This is a genomic window from Enterobacter sp. PL_is511 (assembly GCF_055816065.1).
Genome location: NZ_JBVPGP010000017.1, coordinates 246,436 through 266,111 on the forward strand (window position 1 = coordinate 246,436; position 19,676 = coordinate 266,111).

At 58.2% G+C, this 19,676-nt stretch carries 21 protein-coding genes; all 21 read left to right on the forward strand.

The window, feature by feature from the left end; genetic code table 11:
• The first annotated feature begins 5 nt into the window (after positions 1–5).
• A complete protein-coding gene (gene tagF, locus AC0TN7_RS04960; RefSeq protein ID WP_024909832.1) occupies positions 6–722 on the forward strand; it encodes a type VI secretion system-associated protein TagF in 717 nt (238 codons plus the stop codon).
• Positions 723–733: 11 nt separating this feature from the next.
• Complete coding sequence (gene tssA / locus AC0TN7_RS04965) at positions 734–1,750, forward strand: type VI secretion system protein TssA (RefSeq protein WP_024909833.1); 1,017 nt, start codon at positions 734–736, stop codon at positions 1,748–1,750.
• A 75-nt stretch (positions 1,751–1,825) separates the two neighbouring features.
• Positions 1,826–2,350 (forward strand): type VI secretion system contractile sheath small subunit, encoded by a 525-nt coding sequence (tssB, locus tag AC0TN7_RS04970; protein WP_008502644.1) that lies wholly within the window; start codon positions 1,826–1,828, stop codon positions 2,348–2,350.
• Positions 2,351–2,353: 3 nt separating this feature from the next.
• Positions 2,354–3,853, forward strand: coding sequence for a type VI secretion system contractile sheath large subunit (gene tssC, locus AC0TN7_RS04975; RefSeq protein ID WP_014884232.1), 1,500 nt, complete (start codon positions 2,354–2,356; stop codon positions 3,851–3,853).
• A gap of 67 nt (positions 3,854–3,920) precedes the next feature.
• Positions 3,921–4,142 carry a hypothetical protein gene (locus AC0TN7_RS04980; RefSeq protein ID WP_473701882.1) on the forward strand — a complete coding sequence of 74 codons (222 nt, stop codon included), beginning with the start codon at positions 3,921–3,923 and terminating at the stop codon, positions 4,140–4,142.
• A 53-nt stretch (positions 4,143–4,195) separates the two neighbouring features.
• Positions 4,196–4,627 (forward strand): Rap1a/Tai family immunity protein, encoded by a 432-nt coding sequence (locus AC0TN7_RS04985; protein ID WP_024909835.1) that lies wholly within the window; start codon positions 4,196–4,198, stop codon positions 4,625–4,627.
• 71 nt (positions 4,628–4,698) lie between these two features.
• Positions 4,699–5,118, forward strand: a complete 420-nt coding sequence (locus tag AC0TN7_RS04990) for a T6SS amidase immunity protein Tai4 family protein (protein WP_024909836.1) — start codon at positions 4,699–4,701, stop codon at positions 5,116–5,118.
• Between the two features lie 180 nt (positions 5,119–5,298).
• Entirely contained in the window at positions 5,299–5,781 is a 483-nt protein-coding gene (locus AC0TN7_RS04995; RefSeq protein ID WP_008502640.1) for an Hcp family type VI secretion system effector, read from the forward strand.
• 58 nt (positions 5,782–5,839) lie between these two features.
• A complete protein-coding gene (locus AC0TN7_RS05000) occupies positions 5,840–6,331 on the forward strand; it encodes a type VI secretion system amidase effector protein Tae4 (protein WP_032645536.1) in 492 nt (163 codons plus the stop codon).
• On the forward strand, positions 6,328–6,681 hold the full coding sequence (locus AC0TN7_RS05005; RefSeq protein ID WP_024909838.1) for a T6SS amidase immunity protein Tai4 family protein: 354 nt from the start codon (positions 6,328–6,330) through the stop codon (positions 6,679–6,681). Before AC0TN7_RS05000 ends, AC0TN7_RS05005 begins: the two co-directional genes overlap by 4 nt.
• An 87-nt stretch (positions 6,682–6,768) precedes the next feature.
• Entirely contained in the window at positions 6,769–8,544 is a 1,776-nt protein-coding gene (tagH, locus tag AC0TN7_RS05010) for a type VI secretion system-associated FHA domain protein TagH (RefSeq protein WP_473701883.1), read from the forward strand.
• On the forward strand, positions 8,541–9,338 hold the full coding sequence (locus tag AC0TN7_RS05015) for a PP2C family protein-serine/threonine phosphatase (RefSeq protein ID WP_008502637.1): 798 nt from the start codon (positions 8,541–8,543) through the stop codon (positions 9,336–9,338). Before tagH ends, AC0TN7_RS05015 begins: the two co-directional genes overlap by 4 nt.
• Before the next feature lie 16 nt (positions 9,339–9,354).
• Positions 9,355–10,353 (forward strand): hypothetical protein, encoded by a 999-nt coding sequence (locus tag AC0TN7_RS05020; RefSeq protein WP_024909840.1) that lies wholly within the window; start codon positions 9,355–9,357, stop codon positions 10,351–10,353.
• Positions 10,354–10,362: 9 nt separating this feature from the next.
• The gene (locus tag AC0TN7_RS05025) at positions 10,363–11,175 is read left to right on the forward strand and encodes a type VI secretion system accessory protein TagJ (RefSeq protein ID WP_024909841.1); all 813 of its coding nucleotides are present in this window, start codon (positions 10,363–10,365) and stop codon (positions 11,173–11,175) included.
• Positions 11,168–11,731 (forward strand): type VI secretion system baseplate subunit TssE, encoded by a 564-nt coding sequence (gene tssE / locus AC0TN7_RS05030; RefSeq protein WP_024909842.1) that lies wholly within the window; start codon positions 11,168–11,170, stop codon positions 11,729–11,731. The genes AC0TN7_RS05025 and tssE overlap by 8 nt, the downstream gene beginning before the upstream one ends.
• Before the next feature lie 2 nt (positions 11,732–11,733).
• Positions 11,734–13,605, forward strand: coding sequence for a type VI secretion system baseplate subunit TssF (gene tssF / locus AC0TN7_RS05035; RefSeq protein ID WP_024909843.1), 1,872 nt, complete (start codon positions 11,734–11,736; stop codon positions 13,603–13,605).
• The gene (tssG, locus tag AC0TN7_RS05040; RefSeq protein ID WP_148769040.1) at positions 13,602–14,642 is read left to right on the forward strand and encodes a type VI secretion system baseplate subunit TssG; all 1,041 of its coding nucleotides are present in this window, start codon (positions 13,602–13,604) and stop codon (positions 14,640–14,642) included. Before tssF ends, tssG begins: the two co-directional genes overlap by 4 nt.
• Positions 14,643–14,676: 34 nt before the next feature.
• Positions 14,677–17,292, forward strand: coding sequence for a type VI secretion system ATPase TssH (tssH, locus tag AC0TN7_RS05045; protein WP_024909845.1), 2,616 nt, complete (start codon positions 14,677–14,679; stop codon positions 17,290–17,292).
• 24 nt (positions 17,293–17,316) lie between these two features.
• Positions 17,317–18,735 (forward strand): serine/threonine protein kinase, encoded by a 1,419-nt coding sequence (locus AC0TN7_RS05050; RefSeq protein ID WP_208762995.1) that lies wholly within the window; start codon positions 17,317–17,319, stop codon positions 18,733–18,735.
• Between the two features lie 230 nt (positions 18,736–18,965).
• A complete protein-coding gene (locus AC0TN7_RS05055; protein WP_248164979.1) occupies positions 18,966–19,376 on the forward strand; it encodes a hypothetical protein in 411 nt (136 codons plus the stop codon).
• 64 nt (positions 19,377–19,440) lie between these two features.
• Positions 19,441–19,676, forward strand: a 236-nt coding sequence (locus AC0TN7_RS05060) for a contractile injection system protein, VgrG/Pvc8 family (RefSeq protein WP_473701884.1), incomplete at its 3' end; no start/stop codon positions are given.

Consider the following 19,676-nt stretch of genomic DNA (forward strand, 5'->3'; position numbering starts at 1 on the left):
GCCGTATGACGAATACCCCTGCGATGAACCGCTACAGCTGGTATGGCAAATTACCCAGCGCCGGAGATTTTTTGCAGCGTCGCTTTCCTGACACTTTACAGCGCCAGTGGTCACACTGGTTTCAGGTCGGTCTGCTGGCCTGGCAGCAGGAAGAGCAGCGCAGCGGCGAGCGCCAGTTCCAGAAAGCGCCAGTCTGGAATTATGTGGTACCGCCCATGCTGGGCAGCCAGATGATCCAGATGGGCTGTCTGCTGCCCGGCCGCGACAGCGTTGGCCGACAGTACCCGGTTTGCCTTCAGCTGAGCTTCGCCCCGTCAGAGTGGTCGACCAGCCTGCTCAGCCAGGCCGAAAGCTGGTACCAGCAGATTGGGCGCCTGGGGCTGCACGCGGTGCGCAACAGTTTTTCCGCCTCGCAGCTGGATGAGATGCTGATGACCATTCCGGCGCCGCAGCCCGTCGAGCCGCAAAAGCGCTCTGACATCCTGGATGTGATTGGCTATGACGAGGACGGTCAGAGCACGCTGGGCTGGCCTCAGGCGGCCGAGTGTTTTGATCCGCTGCGTCAGACCAGCTACTGGTGGACCAACCGCTGCGACGGTTACCCGCTATACACCCACGTGCACAGCGGTAACTTTACCGGGCAGCTTTTCACCCTGCTGTTCGACCCGGCAGGGGGCGCCCGTCCGGGGCGTCACGGTCTCTATCCGCCCATGTTTGAATAAGCAGGGATCTTATGAATATCGAAGAATTTCTCGCGCCAATAAGCCCCGACAAGCCCTGCGGCGAAAACCTGGAGTACGACGCCGACTTCCAGATCATGAATCAGGCAAGTCTTGGGAAAGCGGAACAGCAGTTTGGCGACACCATTATCCCGGCAGAGCCCGCAGACTGGAATACGGTAGAAAAATACGCCACCAGCCTGCTGACCCGCACCAAAGATCTTCGCGTCCTGCTGGCGTTAACCCATGCCTGGACGCGCCGCCGCGGGCTGGCGGGCTACGCGGACGGATTATTGCTGGTGCAGGAGGCGATCGCCCGTTACTGGGAACCGCTCTATCCGCTGCTGGAAGAGTATGGCGAAACCGATCCGTTCTATCGCATTAACGCCCTGGCGGGGCTCAGCGATAAATCCGACCTCACCGTCGCCGTGCGAAACGCCTCGCTTCTGCGTTCAAACGGCGATGAAATTTCGCTCCGGGATGCCCAGGCCCTGCTGGACGGCAGTAAGACGGAATGTCCGGACTATCCCGGCGGCCGCCCACGGCTGATTGACGAGCTGGCCCGCGGCGACCAGCCGGGAACCGCAGCGGTTATCGTCATTAACGAACGGCTGCTGGCGATTCGCGAGCTGCTCACCGGGCATCTCGGTGAAAGCGGCGTGCCCGAGATGGAGCAGCTGCTGAAAACCGTCGGACTGGTAGCCAGCGCGTGTCAGGTGACCGACATCAGCAAGCTGCTGCCGAACCGTGAGGCGCAGGCAGAACCACAGGCCGGGCAGCAATCGGCGGCAACGCAGCCCGCTCAGCCGGTCACCGACTGGCGAAGCGTACAGGTCACCAGCCGCGCCGACGCGCAGCTGATGCTGGAAAAAGCGAAGCAGTATTTTGCGCAGTACGAACCGAGCCACCCCGCACCGCTGATGATTGAACGGGTGCAGCGGCTGTCAGAACTTAACTTTATGGACATTATTCGCGACCTGGCGCCAGACGGCGTTAACCAACTGGAAAACATCTTTGGGCGCCGCGAATAGCGCGTCCAGGCATTATGACGACAGGCATGGAGCCTGCCGTTTCACCTTCACCGCGCATCTTTGATGGAGAACATCATGGCAATGAGTAACAGTGGGCAGAAATTCATCGCACGTAACCGTGCTCCCCGCGTGCAGATCGAGTACGACGTAGAGATCTACGGTGCAGAACGTAAAATTCAGCTGCCGTTTGTGATGGGCGTCATGGCCGATCTGGTCGGCAAACCGGTGGAAAACCTGCCGGCCGTAGACGAGCGTAAATTCCTCGAAATCGACATCGACAACTTTGACGAACGCATGAAGGCGCTGAAGCCGCGCGTAGCGTTCCAGGTGGATAACACGCTGACCGGCGAAGGTAAGCTCAACGTGGATCTGACCTTCGACAGCATGGACGACTTCCTGCCGGATGCGGTGGCCCGCAAGGTTGAGCCGCTGAACAAGCTGCTTGAAGCGCGTACCCAGCTCTCTAACCTGCTGACCTACATGGACGGCAAAAACGGTGCGGAAGAGCTGATCGCTAAAATTCTGCAGGATCCGACGCTGCTCAAATCCCTGAGCCAGTTGCCGAAAAATGACGAAAGCGCGAAAGGTAGCGAGGAATAATCGATGAGCAACCAGACTCAACAACACGAGCAGCAGGCGGGTCAGGCGTTCAGCCAGGATGAATTCAGCGCGCTGCTGAACAAAGAATTCCGCCCGAAAACCGATCAGGCCCGCTCCGCCGTCGAAAGCGCGGTCAAAACCCTGGCGCAGCAGGCGCTGGAAAATACCGTCACCTTCTCGAACGATACCTACCGTACCATTCAGAACCTGATTGCCGGTATCGACGAGCAGCTGTCGCAGCAGGTGAACCAGATCATTCACCACGAAGAGTTTCAGAAGCTGGAGAGCGCCTGGCGCGGTCTGAGCTACCTGGTGAACAACACTGAAACGGACGAGATGCTGAAGATCCGCTTTATGAGCATCTCCAAGCAGGAACTGGGCCGTACCCTGAAGCGCTTCAAGGGCGTGGGCTGGGACCAGAGCCCGATCTTCAAGAAAATCTACGAGCAGGAGTACGGTCAGTTCGGCGGCGAGCCGTTTGGCTGCATCGTGGGCGACTACTACTTCGACCACAGCCCGCAGGACGTTGAGCTGCTGGGTGAAATGGCGCGCATCGGCTCTGCGGCGCACTGTCCGTTCATTACCGGTACCGCGCCGGGCGTGATGCAGATGGAGTCCTGGCAGGAGCTGGCCAACCCGCGCGACCTGACCAAGATCTTCCAGAACACCGAATACGCCGCCTGGCGTTCGCTGCGTGAATCGGAAGATGCCCGCTATCTGGGCCTGGTGATGCCGCGCTTCCTGTCGCGCCTGCCGTACGGTATTCGCACCAACCCGGTCGACAGCTTTGACTTTGAGGAGCAGACCGACGGCGCGAACCACAACAGCTACTCGTGGGCGAACGCCGCGTACGCGATGGCCGCCAACATCAACCGCTCCTTTAAAGAGTACGGCTGGTGCACCTCGATTCGCGGCGTGGAGTCCGGCGGGGCGGTGGAAAACCTGCCGTGCCATACCTTCCCGAGCGATGACGGCGGTGTGGACATGAAGTGCCCGACCGAGATCGCCATCAGCGATCGTCGTGAAGCCGAGCTGGCGAAAAATGGCTTTATGCCGCTGGTTCACCGCAAAAACTCCGACTTTGCCGCCTTCATCGGCGCGCAGTCTCTGCAGAAACCGGCGGAGTACCACGACCCGGATGCGACCGCTAACGCGCGCCTGGCATCACGCCTGCCGTACCTGTTCGCCTGCTGCCGCTTTGCCCACTACCTGAAGTGCATCGTGCGCGACAAAATCGGCTCCTTCCGCGAGCGCGAAGAGATGGAGCGCTGGCTGAACGACTGGGTCATGAACTACGTCGACGGTGACCCGGCGAACTCCTCTCAGGAGACCAAGTCCCGTAAACCGCTGGCAGCTGCGGAAGTGCAGGTGCAGGAGATTGAAGACAACCCGGGCTACTACGCCGCGAAGTTCTTCCTGCGTCCACACTACCAGCTGGAAGGTCTGACCGTTTCTCTGCGTCTGGTATCTAAACTGCCGTCGCTGAAGACGAAAGACGCGTGATGCAGATAGCCGGCCTCCTGGGGCCGGCAGCCTTATTGTGAGTACGAGATAGCTAATGAATTTACCTGTGAAAGCGATAACAAGAAAATTCATCATCTATTTAATGGTTTATGCGTTGTTAATTATTTCATTCATGCTGTTTGTGACGGTATCCGGCTACTATCTGTTTATCTTTGACTGGCCAGAAGATGTCCCGCAAATCGCAATGCATGGATTCTTATGTACTGGACTTAATGCATTAGCGATAGGTATCTACGTTGTTGCAGAGAAATGGAAAGAGAAACGTTAATACCTCGTGCTGGCTTATATTTAATTAAGGCATTCCACTAACGCGATATTACAATGAATAAAATAAACCTGTTTGCAATCGTTTTGTTGTTTATCGCGTCTCTGGCTGAAGCACAAACGGGAAATTATTCTTATCCTGACGCAACAGCATTACCGCAGGATGATACGTCAAATTTGCTTCGCGACCCGGGCTCATTAACGGGGTACGATTTCAATCTCAGCGCAGCGCGCTTCGCCAGTGCCTGGCTTTCAAAAACGAATGAACGCGAGCGCATTAAGGCGGATATGTATCTATTAGGCGTGGTTGATGCATCAGAGGGGAAGGCCTGGTGTAAAGGTCATCCGGTTTTGCCCAATACGGTTCATGAATTTCTTTACTCTCGCTTTGCCCATTTATCTGAGCAGGAGAGCAAACAGCGGGCTTCTGAAATCATTACCGATGCAATGGGAGAATTAAGCCCCTGTCAACATCGGACTGGCTTATAGAACGCTCCACTGCTGAACCGGTTGGAATTGGATAGCTGATGCGCTGTGGGGCCGATGGCAAAGGATATAAGGTGAAACATTTCTGTTTTTTCCTCGTATTTATGACCTTTTATGTGTGTGCCGGAAATAACTATCCTGATTTTTATCAGCAGCAAACATACCGGCAGGTTTTAAAAGATTTAGTTCTGGCGCGCTGTCTTGCTCAGGTGGCAGATAAAGGCAGTCAGTTTTCTGCTGATGCGGCCAGAAGTGCGAGCGCATTTATTGAGTGGATACCTTTTGATGCTGAAAATGGCACGGATAAAGTGAATGCCCTCATCGAAAAATATAAAAATCAAATTAATGGTTTTCATTCAGAGCGAAAACCCGATGTCAAAGGCGTAACCTTAAACTGTATACGTCTTTATCATAGCGACGAACTGAACAAACTGGTTCCGCAGGTCATCATTGGCGATCCTGACCGTAGCTGGATCCAGGATAACCCAGAGTAGTAAAAGACTTCACATTCTTTCCGTTCATTCAGGGGGAATGTAAGACTGTCAAATGACACGGGTCATTTGATATGAGGCAGAGGTAAAATATGGACGGTTTTATTCAGCCCCATGCTTTCCTGTTTGCCATATAAGTGCTTTTTCGAAAGCAATATTGTTCATCCACGAAGAGTAGATATTATGGCTATTGATATGTTTCTGAAGGTCGAGGGTGTTACGGGCGAATCGAAAGATTCTAACCACACCGGCTGGACTGATATTACCTCCTTCTCCTGGGGCGCTTCCCAGCCAGGTAATATGAGCGTTGGCGGTGGCGGCGGTGCCGGTAAAGTTAACTTTAACGACCTGCACGTTAACGCGCTGATCGACAAATCCACCACCGCTATCCTGAAACACTGCGCCAGCGGTAAACACCTGACTAAAGTTGAACTGTCCGTTTGTAAAGCGGGCGGCCAGCAGGTGGAATACTCCCGCATCACGCTGGAAGATGTGCTGGTGACCTCTGTTCAGTACACCGGTGCTGACAACGGCGACACCGTTGGTGTGACCTATGCATTCCAGGCTGCGAAAGTGAAACAGCAGTACTGGGAGCAGACCACGTCGGGTGGTAAAGGTGCTGAAAGCAGCGCTGGCTGGAACATCAAAGAGAACAAAGAAGCGTAATAATAGTGGGCCCGAAAGGGCTCACTTTATCCGGAGCTTCTTATCAAGGAGAAACAAGATGTCTCAAATGCGTCCTGCTTTTGGTGCCGCCTGGAACAGATTCAGAGAAGTGAACGTAAGCGTAGAACAGGTTGGCAAATTGTTGGGTGGAAAAGTTCAGCATAATATCGACGCCGGTATTTTTAAAAATGCCTGCCCAATTCGTATGAGCTACGTTTTAAATTACTGTGGCATTCCTATTCCTTCTAACAGTAAATATGCGACAGTGACCGGAAACGACAAAAAGCGCTATATGTTCCGCGTTAAAGATATGATTGCATTTCTACCCACGGTACTGGGCAATGCCGATATGTCTGTCTCTTCTCCCACTCCTGCGCAATTTGCAGGCAAACAAGGCATTATCATCTTTACCGGGCACGGCTGGAGCGACGCAACCGGGCATGTCACACTCTGGAATGGTAATATTTGCTCTGATGATTGCCATTTTCTGGGCTCACCGGGTAATGGTTCGTTTATTCCGACCAACGCAACATTCTGGAGCCTGAAATGAAACGTTTATTACTGCTGGTATTGGCTATAAATGCCTCTGCTGTTTATGCCCAAACCCTGCCTGATGTCAGCGCTTTTTCTCAGCAACAAATCTTTGAAAACTGGGTGCAAAATCGATGCATCAGTAAGATTGCGGACAGTAAAAGTCTGAAAGGCGATGCAGAGGCCAGCGCGGCCGCATGGCTGGAAGCAAGCAATCTCCCTGCTGAGAATTTTGAAAAAGCTGACAAGGTGATTGTTTCTTTACTGAAAGAGAAAGTAGGCGGTACCGAACCGGGTCAATATCAGGTTTTAAAGTGCAGCTTAATCGCCAACAGCGACGCGATTCGTCCGCTCAAAACCGCAAAATAGAATCAATGGAATCCGGCCCCAAACGCCGCCGTTCTCGTCCTGAGAGCGGCAGCGTTTGAGCGCTAATCATACCAGCAGGAATACGCCATGCGATTCACGATTATTTCTACGAAACCCGGTCATCAGCCGCCGCAAAGCAGCTGTGATTTTTACGCCCCGGGCGGCACCATTGGGCGCGGTACGGATAACAATCTGGTTTTGCCGGATAATGACCGCACCATCTCTCGTCTGCAGGCCATTGTTCACGTGGACGCCCAGGGCGAATGCCGCGTGACCAACCGCGGCAGCGTCACCCGCGTGGTATTAAATGACATTCCGCTGGAGCGAGGGCGTCAGGTTGAACTGCAGGATGGCGACATTCTCGGTATTGATGACTACCGTATCGAAGTGACCGAACTGATCCACGATACCCAGCCCGTGAGCCGTATGGCGGCCAGTCTGCACCAGCAGGCGCGTCCGACAGCCGCACCCGCGACCGCCCCAGCTTCTCAACCGAAACCGGCAAGTGCCGCACCGCGCGGGAAAGCCGAGCCGACCGCCGTGCCAACGGAGATCTGGGATAGCCTGATGCAGGAGTTCTCCATTTCCGACAGCATCTCCAGCAACCGTACAAAAACGCAGCCTGCTGCATCGCACGATCCTTTCTCCCAGCCTGCGGCCCCGGAGCGTAACGCCGAAGATCCGCTGGCGATGTTCAACGACAGCGATCCAAAACTCGAGCGTAAGCATGTCGACCCGGACACGCTGTTCAGCGACGAAGCGTTGTTCAAAAAAGAGAGTATTTTTGACGACGTCACCCCGTCAACGCTGGTGCCGCCGGGCGAGACGAGCCCCGTGAAGCCAGAAGAAGAGGCGACGGATGAGCTCGATCCGCTGGCCCTGTTTGGCGGTAAGGCCAGCGCGCCAGCCGCGCGTAATGACGACCCGCTCGGGCTGATGGGCGGCGCGCCACTAACCCATCCGGATGACATTATTGCCGAGAAGCCTGCGCCAGTGCCGGAACCTGAACCTGAACAGGAAGAGGACGTGCTGGCCGATTCTCCGCTGTTCGCCCCTGAGCCGCAGGAAGAACCGCGTGCTGAAGAAGAGCCCGCGCGACCGGATTACGCAGGCTTCACCATGCCAACGCCACAGGCCGTTGCGCGCAGCAGTGCTCAGGCCCCTAAGGGCCGCCTGCGCATCGACCCGGTCAATAACGCCGCCTCGCCAACCACCACGGCAAACAGCGGTGAGAAGGGCGAAGTGCTGCAGGGTGAGCTGCTGGAGGCACTGCTGGAGGGGATGGGGCTGAGCGAAATGCAGCCCGTCCCGCAGTTTGACCGTGAAAATATGCGTCAGCTGGGGCAGATCCTCGGCATGTTCTCTCAGGGGACCGTGGCGCTGCTTTCCTCGCGTTCCATCCTCAAGCGCGGCGTGAAAGCCGATATGACCATGGTGCTGGACGATGCCAACAACCCGTTCAAGCTGTTGCCGACCGGCAAAACCGTGCTGATCCAGATGTTCGGCACACCGATGCCGGGCTTTATGCCGCCGACCAAATCGGTGCGCGACGCGCTGATCGATCTGCAGGCGCACCAGCTGGGCATGATCTCCGGCATCCGCGCCATTATTGCCGCGATGCTGCAGTCCTTTAACCCGGAGCAGCTGGAAGAGCAGGCGAAGCAGAACGGGATGACCTCTCGTCTGGCGCTGCCGGGCAGCCGTAAAGCGGCCCTGTGGGACTACTTTGTTCGCAGCTATGGCGAGACGGCGGGCGAGATTGAGGATGACTTCCACACCCTGTTCGGCGAGGCCTTCCTTCATGCGTATGACATGGAGGTCAATCAGTACAAAGACTCACAGAGCGGATCGGAAGACAAATGAATATCGCAACGGCTTCTCTCTCCCGCCAGGGGACGCGCGCCAGCAACCAGGATCAGACGGGAGAAACCATAGGGGAACGTTCAGCCTGCTTTGTCGTCTGCGACGGCATCGCGGGGCTGCCGGGCGGCGAGGTGGCCGCAGCGCTGGCCCGCAACAGCATTATCTCCCGCTTCGATGGCGACAAACATCTTAATGCGCAGCACATCCGCGACTACGTGCAGACGGCGAACCGCACGATCCTCAGCGAGCAGCAGGCCGTGCAGGACTATCGCCGGATGGGCACGACGCTGGTCAGCTTGTTCATTGACCGTGATTACGGGCTGGCCTACTGGGCGCACGCCGGAGACAGCCGCCTGTACCTGTTTCGCCGGGGATGGCTGTGGCATGTGACTACCGACCACAGCCTGGTGCAGCAGATGAAAGATGCCGGGCACCAGACCGACAACCTGAACAGCAACCTGCTCTATCTGGCGCTGGGGATTGAAAACGGCGGGCCGGAAGCGAGCTACAGCGACGTGGTGCAGGTTGAGGACGGCGATGCCTTTTTACTGTGCACCGACGGGTTCTGGCACGGCGTCAGCGAAGAGCAAATGAAGCAGTCGCTGCATATGGTCAATACGCCGCAGGAGTGGCTGACCTTAATGAACCAAATCATTCAAAAGAATGGCGAACAGGAGGGGAATGCTCAGGATAACTATACTGCCCTGGCGGTATGGATGGGCAACCCTCAGGACACCACTTTGCTGCACACCCTCTCTGACGCAGCACAATTTCTTCCCTGCGGAACTGATTAGACACACAAGGAACGATATGAAACTTTGGCTATCGGGTTTGGCACTTCTGGCGGCGACCTCCACCGCTCAGGCTGAAAATTTCCGCATCGTGCAGTCTCCTGCGCAGAAGCTGGATATCTGGATCGACAACATCAAAGACAACACGCCGCAGAGCTGGTGTAAGCCTGAGGTGGCGCTGCGCATTGTGGCAAACGGCAAGAAAGACGTCTCCGTGCTGGAGAACTTTGTGCCGCGTCTTGGCTCACTGCTGGAACACCAGTGCAGCAAAGTGAATAAGCTTAGCTGGACGCTCAACGATCCGGCGGGTTCCACGCTGGCGCAGGGCACGGCTGGCAAAGCGCAGGACTGGGCGCTGGTGGTGAAACAGGAGCAGGCCGCACCTGCTGCGACCGTCACCGCAACCCCAGCCAGCGGCGCGTTACTGCCGCCAGACCAGAACGCAGCATCCCGCACTGTCGCGGCCGACCGCACGCCGTGGCAGGAATTCACCCTGCAGGACGGCTGCCACCTGCGCACCTTCTGGGAAGGTGGCGCTTCCGCTCCGGCGCTCTTTATTCCGGATTCTGACACCACCCGCTGCGGGAACGGCAGCTGGCTGAGCGGACACACCGTTGTGTCGCAGTCCCGCAACGGCGGGCAGAAAGAGATGGCGGTGACCTACATTCATGGCTTCCCGGTGACCGGACTGAATCAAAGCGCCGATCCGGAAAACGCGCTGATCACTTCCGTCAACAAAGAGCGCATGGTATTCAGCACCCCAAACAGCGACCAGAGCTGGATGATCCTGCCTTACGACAACGCCCTGAACAGCTGGAAGAGCAACGGCACGGTCGCGGTGGAGATCTCCCGTGAAACCGCCAGCGATGATGCAAAGCTGCAGGCGCGTATCGCGGCGGTGAAAAAAACCTGGAGCGCCTGGGTGGCACCCGGCACTCCGCTGAATATCGTTCTGATTGACACCCTGCGTCCTCAGCTGCGCGATCCGGCCGTCGGCGCATGGCGCGCGGCGAATTAAGGAATGGCTATGAATACGCTCTATCAACACCTGGCGGGTGAGTCGCTCAACGACGCGCTCGCGCGCCTTGAAGCTGAAATCAAAGCCCGTCCGGCGGATGCCGACCTCCGCGCCGCGTTCGTGCAGTTTTTAACCCTCAGCGGCAACTGGACGCGCGCCCTGACCCAGCTGAAAAGCTGGCTGGCGCTGAAGCCGCAGGCGAAACCCACCGTCACGCTGCTGGAGCAGTCCATCCAGGGCGAGCTGCAGCGCGCGCAGGTGATGGCGGGACAGGCGCGTCCGGCCATGCCTGAAACCCAGTGGCCGTGGCTGACTACCCTTGCCGCGGCGCTGAGCGAGGAGGGCGAGCGCGCCCGGGCGCTGCGTCTTGAAGCGCTTGAACAGGCTCAGGCAAACCCTGGTCATATCGCCCTCGAAAATGAGGAGACGCAGGCTTTTGACTGGCTGATGGACGGCGACGCCCGTCTCGGCCCGGTCTGCGAAACCATCGTGAACGGCCGCTATTTCTGGCTGCCGTTTAGCGCTATCGCGGAGATCCGTTTCCAGGCGCCTGCCAGCGTCACCGATCTGGTCTGGCGTCACGCGCTGGTGCGCTTGACCGACGGAACGGAACAGGTGTGTCAGATCCCGGCGCGTTACCCGTTTGCAGACGACGCCTCTGATGCGGTCAAACTGGGGCGCACCACCGACTGGCACCCGCTCGATACTGACGGCACGCTGTATGAAGGCCAGGGCCAGAAGGCCTGGCTGAGCGAGCAAAGCGAAAGCCCGCTGCTGTCCTTGAGCCTCGTGACGTTCGCGACGGATGGAGCCGATGAGTAATCCCGCTGGCGAAGGCGATCTGCTGCGCAGCGGCTGGCAAGCCCGCAGCAAGCAGGAGAAGGTGGGGGCGCGCGACAAAATGCAGCCTTCGCTGCTCGATCGCCTCACTGATAACGACCCGGAAAAAAAGCGCGAGTCGGCCAACAGCAATCTGATCACCCATGCCGCCCTGCGCCGCAATGTCCTGCGCGATCTGCAGTGGCTGTTTAATACCATCAACCACGATGCCTCCGGTGATTTGAGCGCGTTACCGCACGTGAGCCGCTCGGTGGTTAACTTCGGCGTCGCGCCGCTGGCCGGAAAGAGAATGTCGGACATCGAATGGCACGATATTCAGCGCAAGCTCACCGAGGCCATCATCAATTTTGAACCGCGCATTTTGCCGCAGGGGCTGCAGGTCCGCTGCGTGTCGGATACCTCCTCTCTGGATCTGCACAACGTGCTCTCCATCGAGATCAAAGGGCGTTTATGGTGTGTGCCTTACCCGCTGGAGTTTCTGTTTCGTACCGATGTCGATCTGGAAAACGGCCATTTTGAACTGAAAGATGCGGGGTAATCATGGAAAGTAAACTGCTCGAATACTACAACCGTGAGCTGGCCTACCTGCGCGAAATGGGGGCCGAGTTTGCCGAACGCTATCCTAAAGTCGCCGGGCGGCTGGGCATGCGCGGCATCGAGGTGGCGGACCCGTATACCGAACGTCTGATGGAGGGCTTCGCCTTCCTGACCTCCCGCGTGCAGATGAAAATGGACGCGGAGTTTCCGCGCTTCTCTCAGCGTCTGCTGGAGATGATTGCGCCGAACTATCTTGCGCCCACGCCGTCGATGGCGATCGCGGAGATTGAGCCCGACAGCAGCAGGGGTGACCTGAGCAAGGGCTTCATTGTGCCGCGCGGTACCATGATGGACAGCCTGGCGCTGAAAAAAACCGGCGTGACCTGCAGCTATACCACGGCCCACGAGGTCAACCTGCTGCCGCTGAAAATCGACAAGGTCGAGCTGGGCGGCGTGCCCGCCGATCTGCCGCTCGCGCAGCTGGGGCTGAGCCAGCGGGGGATCGGCAGCGCTCTGCGGATCCGCATCGCCTGCGATGGCCCGCAAAACCTCGGGCATCTGGATTTCGACCGTCTGGAATTTTTCCTCGGCGGTCCGGACATTGAAGCGCTGAAGCTGCTGGAGCTGGTGATGGAGCACCACGTTGGGATCGTCTGTCAGACGGTCGGCCCGCAGCCGCAGCGACAGCTGCTGGCGTCGGATGCGCTGCGCCAGGAGGGTTTTGAGCCTGACCAGGCGCTGCTTCCGGACGATCTGCGCAACTTTGACGGCTATCGCCTGCTGCAGGAGTATTTCGCCTTTCCGGCCCGTTTCCGCTTCATTAGCCTCAGCGGCCTGAGCAAGCTCATCCAGCGCTGTGCAGACGAAAAAGCCTTCGATATCTTTATTCTGTTGGATAAGTCGGATGAACAGCTGGAGCGCGTGGTCGATGCCAGCCACCTGGCGCTGCACTGCACGCCGGTCATCAACCTGTTCCCAAAGGTCGCGGCGCGTCAGAAGCTGAATGAAGGCCAGCATGAATACCATCTGGTGGTGGATAACATCCGTCCGCTGGATTATGAAATTTATGCGGTCAAAAAAATCTATGGCAGCGCGGACGGCCAGCGTGATGACCAGACGTTTCGTCCGTTCTGGAGCACCTGGAGCGGCGATGCGGGCAACTACGGGGCCTATTTTTCCCTGCGCCGCGAACAGCGCGTGCTGTCCGAGCACGCCCTGCGCTACGGCACGCGAACCGGCTATATCGGCTCGGAGGTCTTTGTCTCGCTGGTGAATGAACAGCACGCCCCCTGGCAGGAAAACCTGCGCTATATCTCTGCCGAGGTGCTCTGCACCAGCCGCGATCTGCCGCTGATGCTGCAGCAGGAGCTCGGGCAGTTCATTATGGCCGATTCCATGCCGGTGAAATCCCTCACGCTGCGTAAAGGCCCGACGCCGCCGCGTCCGGCGCTGGCCGAAGGGTTCAGCACCTGGCGGCTCATCAGCCAGCTGCAGATGAACTACCTCAGCCTGATGGACAGCGAAAACGAAGAGGGCGCAGCCGCGCTGCGACAGCTGTTAGGGCTGTACGCCAACCTGGCAGAAACGCCCGTGGCGCGTCAGGTGGAAGGCGTTCGTCACTGCGTGCTGGAACCGGTTCACCGCCGCGTGCCTGAACCCGGCCCGGTGGTGTTCGCCCGCGGGATCGGCATTACCCTGACGGTGGATGAACGAGCCTTTTCCGGCGCCAGTCCGTGGCTCTTCGGCAGCGTGATGGAGCGTCTCTTTGCCCGTCTGGTGTCGATCAACAGCTTTACGGAGTTCACCCTGAAAAGTCAGCAGCGCGGCGAGATTGGCTACTGGGCGCCGCGCATGGGTAAAAGGGCGCTGATATGAGTGACACCGCTGCACCGCTGCGCGTGCATCGCCTGACGAAGCTGCCGGATGCGTTCTGGCACGGGGTGCGCGAGACGCCCTGGCGCTACGATCTGTTTCAGCTGTTAAGGCGCATTGATGCCCAGGGCGGCGAGCGCTACCCGCTGGGCCGCGCGCCGCTGCCAAAATTTGAACCGCTGCGCATCGGCCAGCAGCCGTCGATGAGTTTTGCTCCGTCGACGCTGGCTCAGGTGCGTCAGCGGGAGGAAAGCGGGCTGCATGAGGTGTCTATCCTCAGCTTCGGCCTGTTTGGCCCGAACGGCCCGCTGCCGGTCCACATGACCGAATACGCCCGCGAGCGTATTTATCATCATCAGGACACCAGCCTCAGCGCGTTTGCCGATCTGTTCCATCACCGCCTTGCGCTGCTGTTTTACCGCGCCTGGGCGGATGCGCAGCCCACCGTCTCGCTGGATCGCGCTGATAACAGGCGCTTTGAAGGCTACCTGGCGTCGCTGATTGGCATGGGGCAGCCGGGTCAGATGAACAAAGGCAGCCTGAGCTCGCATGCCCGCTTTACCCACGCCGGGCACCTGACCCGTCACGGGCGGGATCCGGAGGGGCTGGAGAAGATCCTGCGCAGCTATTTTAAGGCGCCGGTTAAGCTGGTGAGCAACGTGCCGCAGTGGATGCCGCTCTCCACGCGTGAGCAGGCGCAGCTGGGAGCAGGACGCCGCATGCCGCGCATGGGGGAGTCCGCCTTTCTCGGCGTCGCCGTCCGCGACGTGCAGCATAAGTTTCGCATCGACATTGGCCCGCTGAGCGCGGAAGAGTACAACCGTTTTCTGCCGGGGGAAGCGTGGGTCACCGAGCTGCGTGACTGGGTGCGTCAGTACGCCGGGGTGGAGTTTGAATGGGAAACACGGGTGATCCTGCGTGAAGACGCGGTGCAGGGCACCACGCTCGGCGGTGCCGGGCGATTAGGCTACAACACCTGGCTGGGCCTTCAGCCGCGGCCTGTCCCGCGTGGCGATCTGGTGTATTGCGCAGAGCGATAATTTTTCTAACGCATTGTTATCAATGGAACCGAACATGTCAGAAATAAGCCGTGCCGTGCTTTTCGGCAAACTGGATACGCTGTTATTTACCTCTCTGGAAAGCGCCACTGCGTTCTGCAAGCTGCGCGGCAACCCCTATGTTGAGCTGGTGCACTGGCTGCATCAGCTGATGCAGCAGCAGGATGGCGATCTGCAGCAGGTCATCCGCCACTTTGCCCTTGATGAACAGCAGCTGACGCGCGATATCGTTGCGGCGCTGGATGTCCTTCCGCGCGGGGCGAGTTCCGTTTCCGATCTCTCCGAACACATCGACAGCGCCGTTGAGCGTGCCTGGGTCTTCGGCTCGCTGAAGTTTGGCGTCAGCCGTATTCGCGGCGGCCATTTGCTGATCGGCATGCTGAAAACCTGGAATCTGGCCAACGTGCTGAAAAGCATCTCGTCGCAGTTCACCCGCCTTAACGTCGAGGTGCTGATTGAGCAGTTCGACGCTATTTGCGCCAACAGCAAAGAGACGCAGCAGGCCGCTGCCGCCGTCGATGCGCCGGCGGGTGCAGTACCGGCTGCGCAGGGGACGCTGGCCCAGTACGGCCAGGATCTGACCGCCCGCGCCCGCGACGGGAAGATTGACCCGGTTGTCGGGCGCGACGAGGAGATCCGCCAGATGGTGGATATCCTGATGCGTCGTCGCCAGAACAACCCGCTGCTGACCGGGGAAGCCGGGGTCGGGAAAACGGCGGTGGTGGAAGGGCTGGCGCTGCGTATCGCCGACGGCGACGTGCCGGAGCCGCTGCAGAACATTCAGCTGTGGCTGCTGGATATCGGCATGCTGCAGGCCGGTGCAGGCATGAAAGGCGAGTTTGAAGCCCGTCTGCAGGCGCTCATTAACGAAGTCCAGTCCAGCGCCACGCCGATCATTCTGTTTATCGATGAGATCCACACCCTGATTGGCGCAGGCGGCCAGCAGGGGACCGGTGATGCGGCAAACCTGCTGAAGCCCGCGCTGGCGCGCGGTCAGCTGCGCACCATCGGCGCCACCACCTGGGCGGAATACAAAAAGTACATCGAGAAAGACCCGGCGCTGACCCGTCGTTTCCAGACGGTGCAGGTGCACGAGCCGGACGAAGCGAAAGCCATTCTGATGCTGCGCAGCACCGTGTCGCCGCTGGAGACGCACCACCAGGTTCTGCTGCTTGACGAAGCGGTCAGCGCGGCGGTGAAGCTGTCGCATCGCTACATTCCGGCGCGTCAGCTGCCGGACAAAGCCGTTGCCCTGCTCGACACCGCCTGCGCCCGCGTCGCGGTCAGCCAGAGCGCGCCGCCTGCGCAGCTGGAAGACTGCCTGCGCCATCTTGCCGCGCTGGACGTGGAAATTGAGATCGCAGAACGCGAGGCGCGCGTCGGTGCCGGAGACGCTGAGCGCGTAGCAACGTTACGCGCCGAACGCGACGCGTATGAGACAAAACGCGAAGCCCTGTCCCGGCGCTGGGAAGAAGAGCGCAGTCTGGTGCAGGAGATTATCCGCCTGCGCGCCGCGCTGTTCGCGGCGGGCGAAGAAGATACCGCTGAGCTGCGCGGCAAGCTGACGGAACAGCAGCAGGCGCTGAACGCCTTACAGGGTGATGAACCGCTGCTGTTTGCGGCGGTGGATGAAAACGTGGTTGCCGCGGTGGTCTCTGACTGGACCGGGATCCCGCTGGGCCGGATGGTGAAAAACGAGATCGACGCGGTGCTAAACCTTGCCGACACGCTGAACCAGCGCGTTATCGGCCAGCGTCACGGTCTGGATCTGATTGCCCGCCGCGTGAAAACCTCGCGGGCGAAGCTCGACGATCCCAACAAACCGGTGGGCGTCTTTATGCTGTGCGGCCCGTCCGGCGTCGGTAAAACCGAAACCGCGCTGGCGCTCGCGGAGTCGCTGTACGGCGGCGAGCAGAACGTTATCACCATCAACATGAGTGAGTTCCAGGAAGCACACACCGTGTCCACCTTAAAAGGTGCGCCTCCGGGATACGTAGGGTATGGTGAAGGCGGCGTGTTGACCGAGGCCGTGCGCCGCCGCCCGTACAGCGTGGTGCTGCTGGACGAAATTGAAAAAGCGCACCCGGACGTCCACGAAATCTTCTTCCAGGTCTTTGATAAAGGCTGGATGGAAGACGGAGAGGGGCGCCACATTGATTTCCGTAACACCATCATTATTCTGACGTCTAACGTCGGCACCGACCTGATTAGCGCCATGTGCGCCGATCCGGAGCTGGTGCCGGAGCCGGACGCCTTGAGCGGCGCGCTGCGCCAGCCGCTGCTGGAGGTGTTCCCACCGGCACTGCTGGGCCGTCTGCTGGTGGTGCCGTATTACCCGCTCAGCGACGAGATGCTGGGGCAGATTGTTCGCCTGCAGCTCAAGCGCATTCAGCGTCGTCTGGAAGAGAATCACAGCATTATTTCTGAGTTTGACGACAGCGTGGTGGAACAAATTGTTCAGCGCTGTACCGAGGTGGAGTCCGGCGGCCGCATGGTGGACGCTATTCTGACCAACACTCTGCTGCCTCAGATGAGCCAGATCTTACTTACCGCCAGCCGCAGCGACGAGCAGTACCGACGTCTGCACGTCACCTGCGAGCAGGGCGAGTTTCACTGTCAGTTTGCCGCGTAATAATCATCAAGAGAACTGTAAAAGATGACGGATAATGATAACAATCGGACTGTCCCAAACGCGCTCCCGGTCGGGTACCGCTTCAACGAGTTTGAAATCAAAGAGGTGATCGGCGGCGGCGGTTTTGGCATCGTCTATCGCGCGTGGGATCACCAGCTCGAACGCACTATCGCTATCAAAGAATTTATGCCTTCCTCGCTCGCCGTGCGCGGCGACGACATGACCCTGGTGCTGCGCAGCGAGCGCTTTGGCAAAGCGTTCTCCGCGGGCCTGAACAGCTTTATTCAGGAAGCGCGTCTGCTGGCGCGCTTTAACCACCCGAACCTGCTGCACGTCCTGCGTTTCTGGGTGCAAAACGACACGGCCTATATGGGGACGCTGTTTTACAGCGGCACCACGCTGTCGCGCCTGCGCGAAGAAAAGCCGGAGCTGATCAACGAAGCCTGGATCCGCCGCACGCTGCCGATGCTGTTCGGTGCGATCAAGACCATCCACGACGAAGGCTACCTGCACCGCGACATCTCTCTGGATAACATTCAGATCCAGGATAACGGCCTGCCGGTGCTGCTCGATTTCGGCTCCGCGCGACGCACCATCGGTAATCTCTCCGACGAAACGGAAACCATGCTGCGTCCGGGATTTGCGCCGATTGAGCAGTACACCGACGACAACGAAAGCGAGCAGGGCCCGTGGACGGATATTTACGCCCTCGGCGCGGTGCTGCGTACTTTGATTGTGGGTTCTCCGCCGCCGGTCAGCGTGGTGCGCTCTATTCAGGATACCTGCAAACCGCTGGTGGAAATCATGCCGCAGGGCTATTCCATTCCGCTGCTGCAGGCCATTGACCGCGCGCTGGCGCTGCACATGGAGGACCGTCCGCAGTCCATCGACGAGTTCGCCGCGCTGATAGAGATGCCGGTCGCCGGTATCAACGATGTGCTGACGGCGAAAAAGCCCGGCACGATGCTGGTACCGGTGGAGGAGGAACAACCTGCTTCGCTGCTCGACTGGCGCCGCTACAAGATCCCGGGCATGGTTGCCGCAGGGGTGCTGGTGGGTATTGTCGCCGGGGCGATGCTGTTCAGCAGTAGTAACGATACGCCTGAGCAGGCTGCACAGGCACCGGCAGAGGCGCGTTCGACCGAAACCGCCGCGAACGCGCCAGACGTGAAGCCGGAAACAGCGAAGGTGAGCGAGCAGGCGACGGCACAGCAGACGCCACCGCCTGTCGCGAGCCCTGTTGCGTTGGTCTATATCCGCATCCTCGACGGCGAAACGCTGAAAGTGAACGGCGAGCCAAAAGCGCTGCGCCCGGGAACCAACGGCTATGCATCGCTCAAGCTGCCGGCCGGAGAGGCGAAGATTGAACTGCAGGGCAACGGAAGAACGCGTGGCCAGACGCTGGATATTGCCAAGCCGGGCACCTGGCTGGTGAATCCGTAGGAATTTAAACAGGAGAGACTATGGAAGTGTACGCTCTTCGAAGCCAGAGGCTTCATCCAGGGAATTCGAGAAGATTGTCTCTCCTGTTTATGCGTTTTGAATTTAATCCTAACCCGGAGAGTTGAGTTGAAGCCAACATGTGCCTCCCCATTTTTGTAAATAACAATATCGGGCGTACACAAGATAACCTCGCTCATTTAAATAGCAAATTATGGTATTTCTGGGGAAGTATGGATCTTCTCGCAATATTGCTTTATTGCGTGAATTCAGTTCGCCACGACAGAATTCCATTCATTTCTGATGCAAAAGCGTTTAGTGATTCGTTGCATTATTATGCAGGTGATGGTTTCAGCATTTTGGCCATGCTTTTTTTTGTGCTTGACTTACTTTTATTACTCTCTTTGTGTACTTCGGCCTGGTTATTCTTCAAGCGAAAGATCGGAGCGATTAAATTTGCCCTTGCTCAGGAATTATTTCGCTTGATTTCATTCAGATGTTCGGTCTCATTTTTCCCTCTTTTAGTAAGTATGTTTGATATTTCAAACATCTGGTTGAATGTAGGCTTATTTGTCACTTCAGAGTTACTGAAAATCTACTCTCTTGTTTTTTGGATGATCAAGAGGGAAAAGCCCCTTTCTTGAATGACGCTTTATCACAGATGCGAACCCCTTTTCTGCATCGCATAAGCTAGATGGAATAAAGATTATGCTCAACCGAATTACCGTTCAGCTCCCGGTGGAGGGGCTTCTGTTCTGGAAACTGACGGGCCGCGAGGCGATGTCCGAGTCGTTCGCGCTGATGCTGACCGTGCTCGGCACGGACGCGCGCATTGACCGCAGTAAGCTGCTGGGCCAGCCGGTCACGGTGACCATCCCGACGCAGAATCTGCTGACGTCCCGCTATATTAACGGCAAGATTACCCGCGTGGCGGTCAGCGCCGT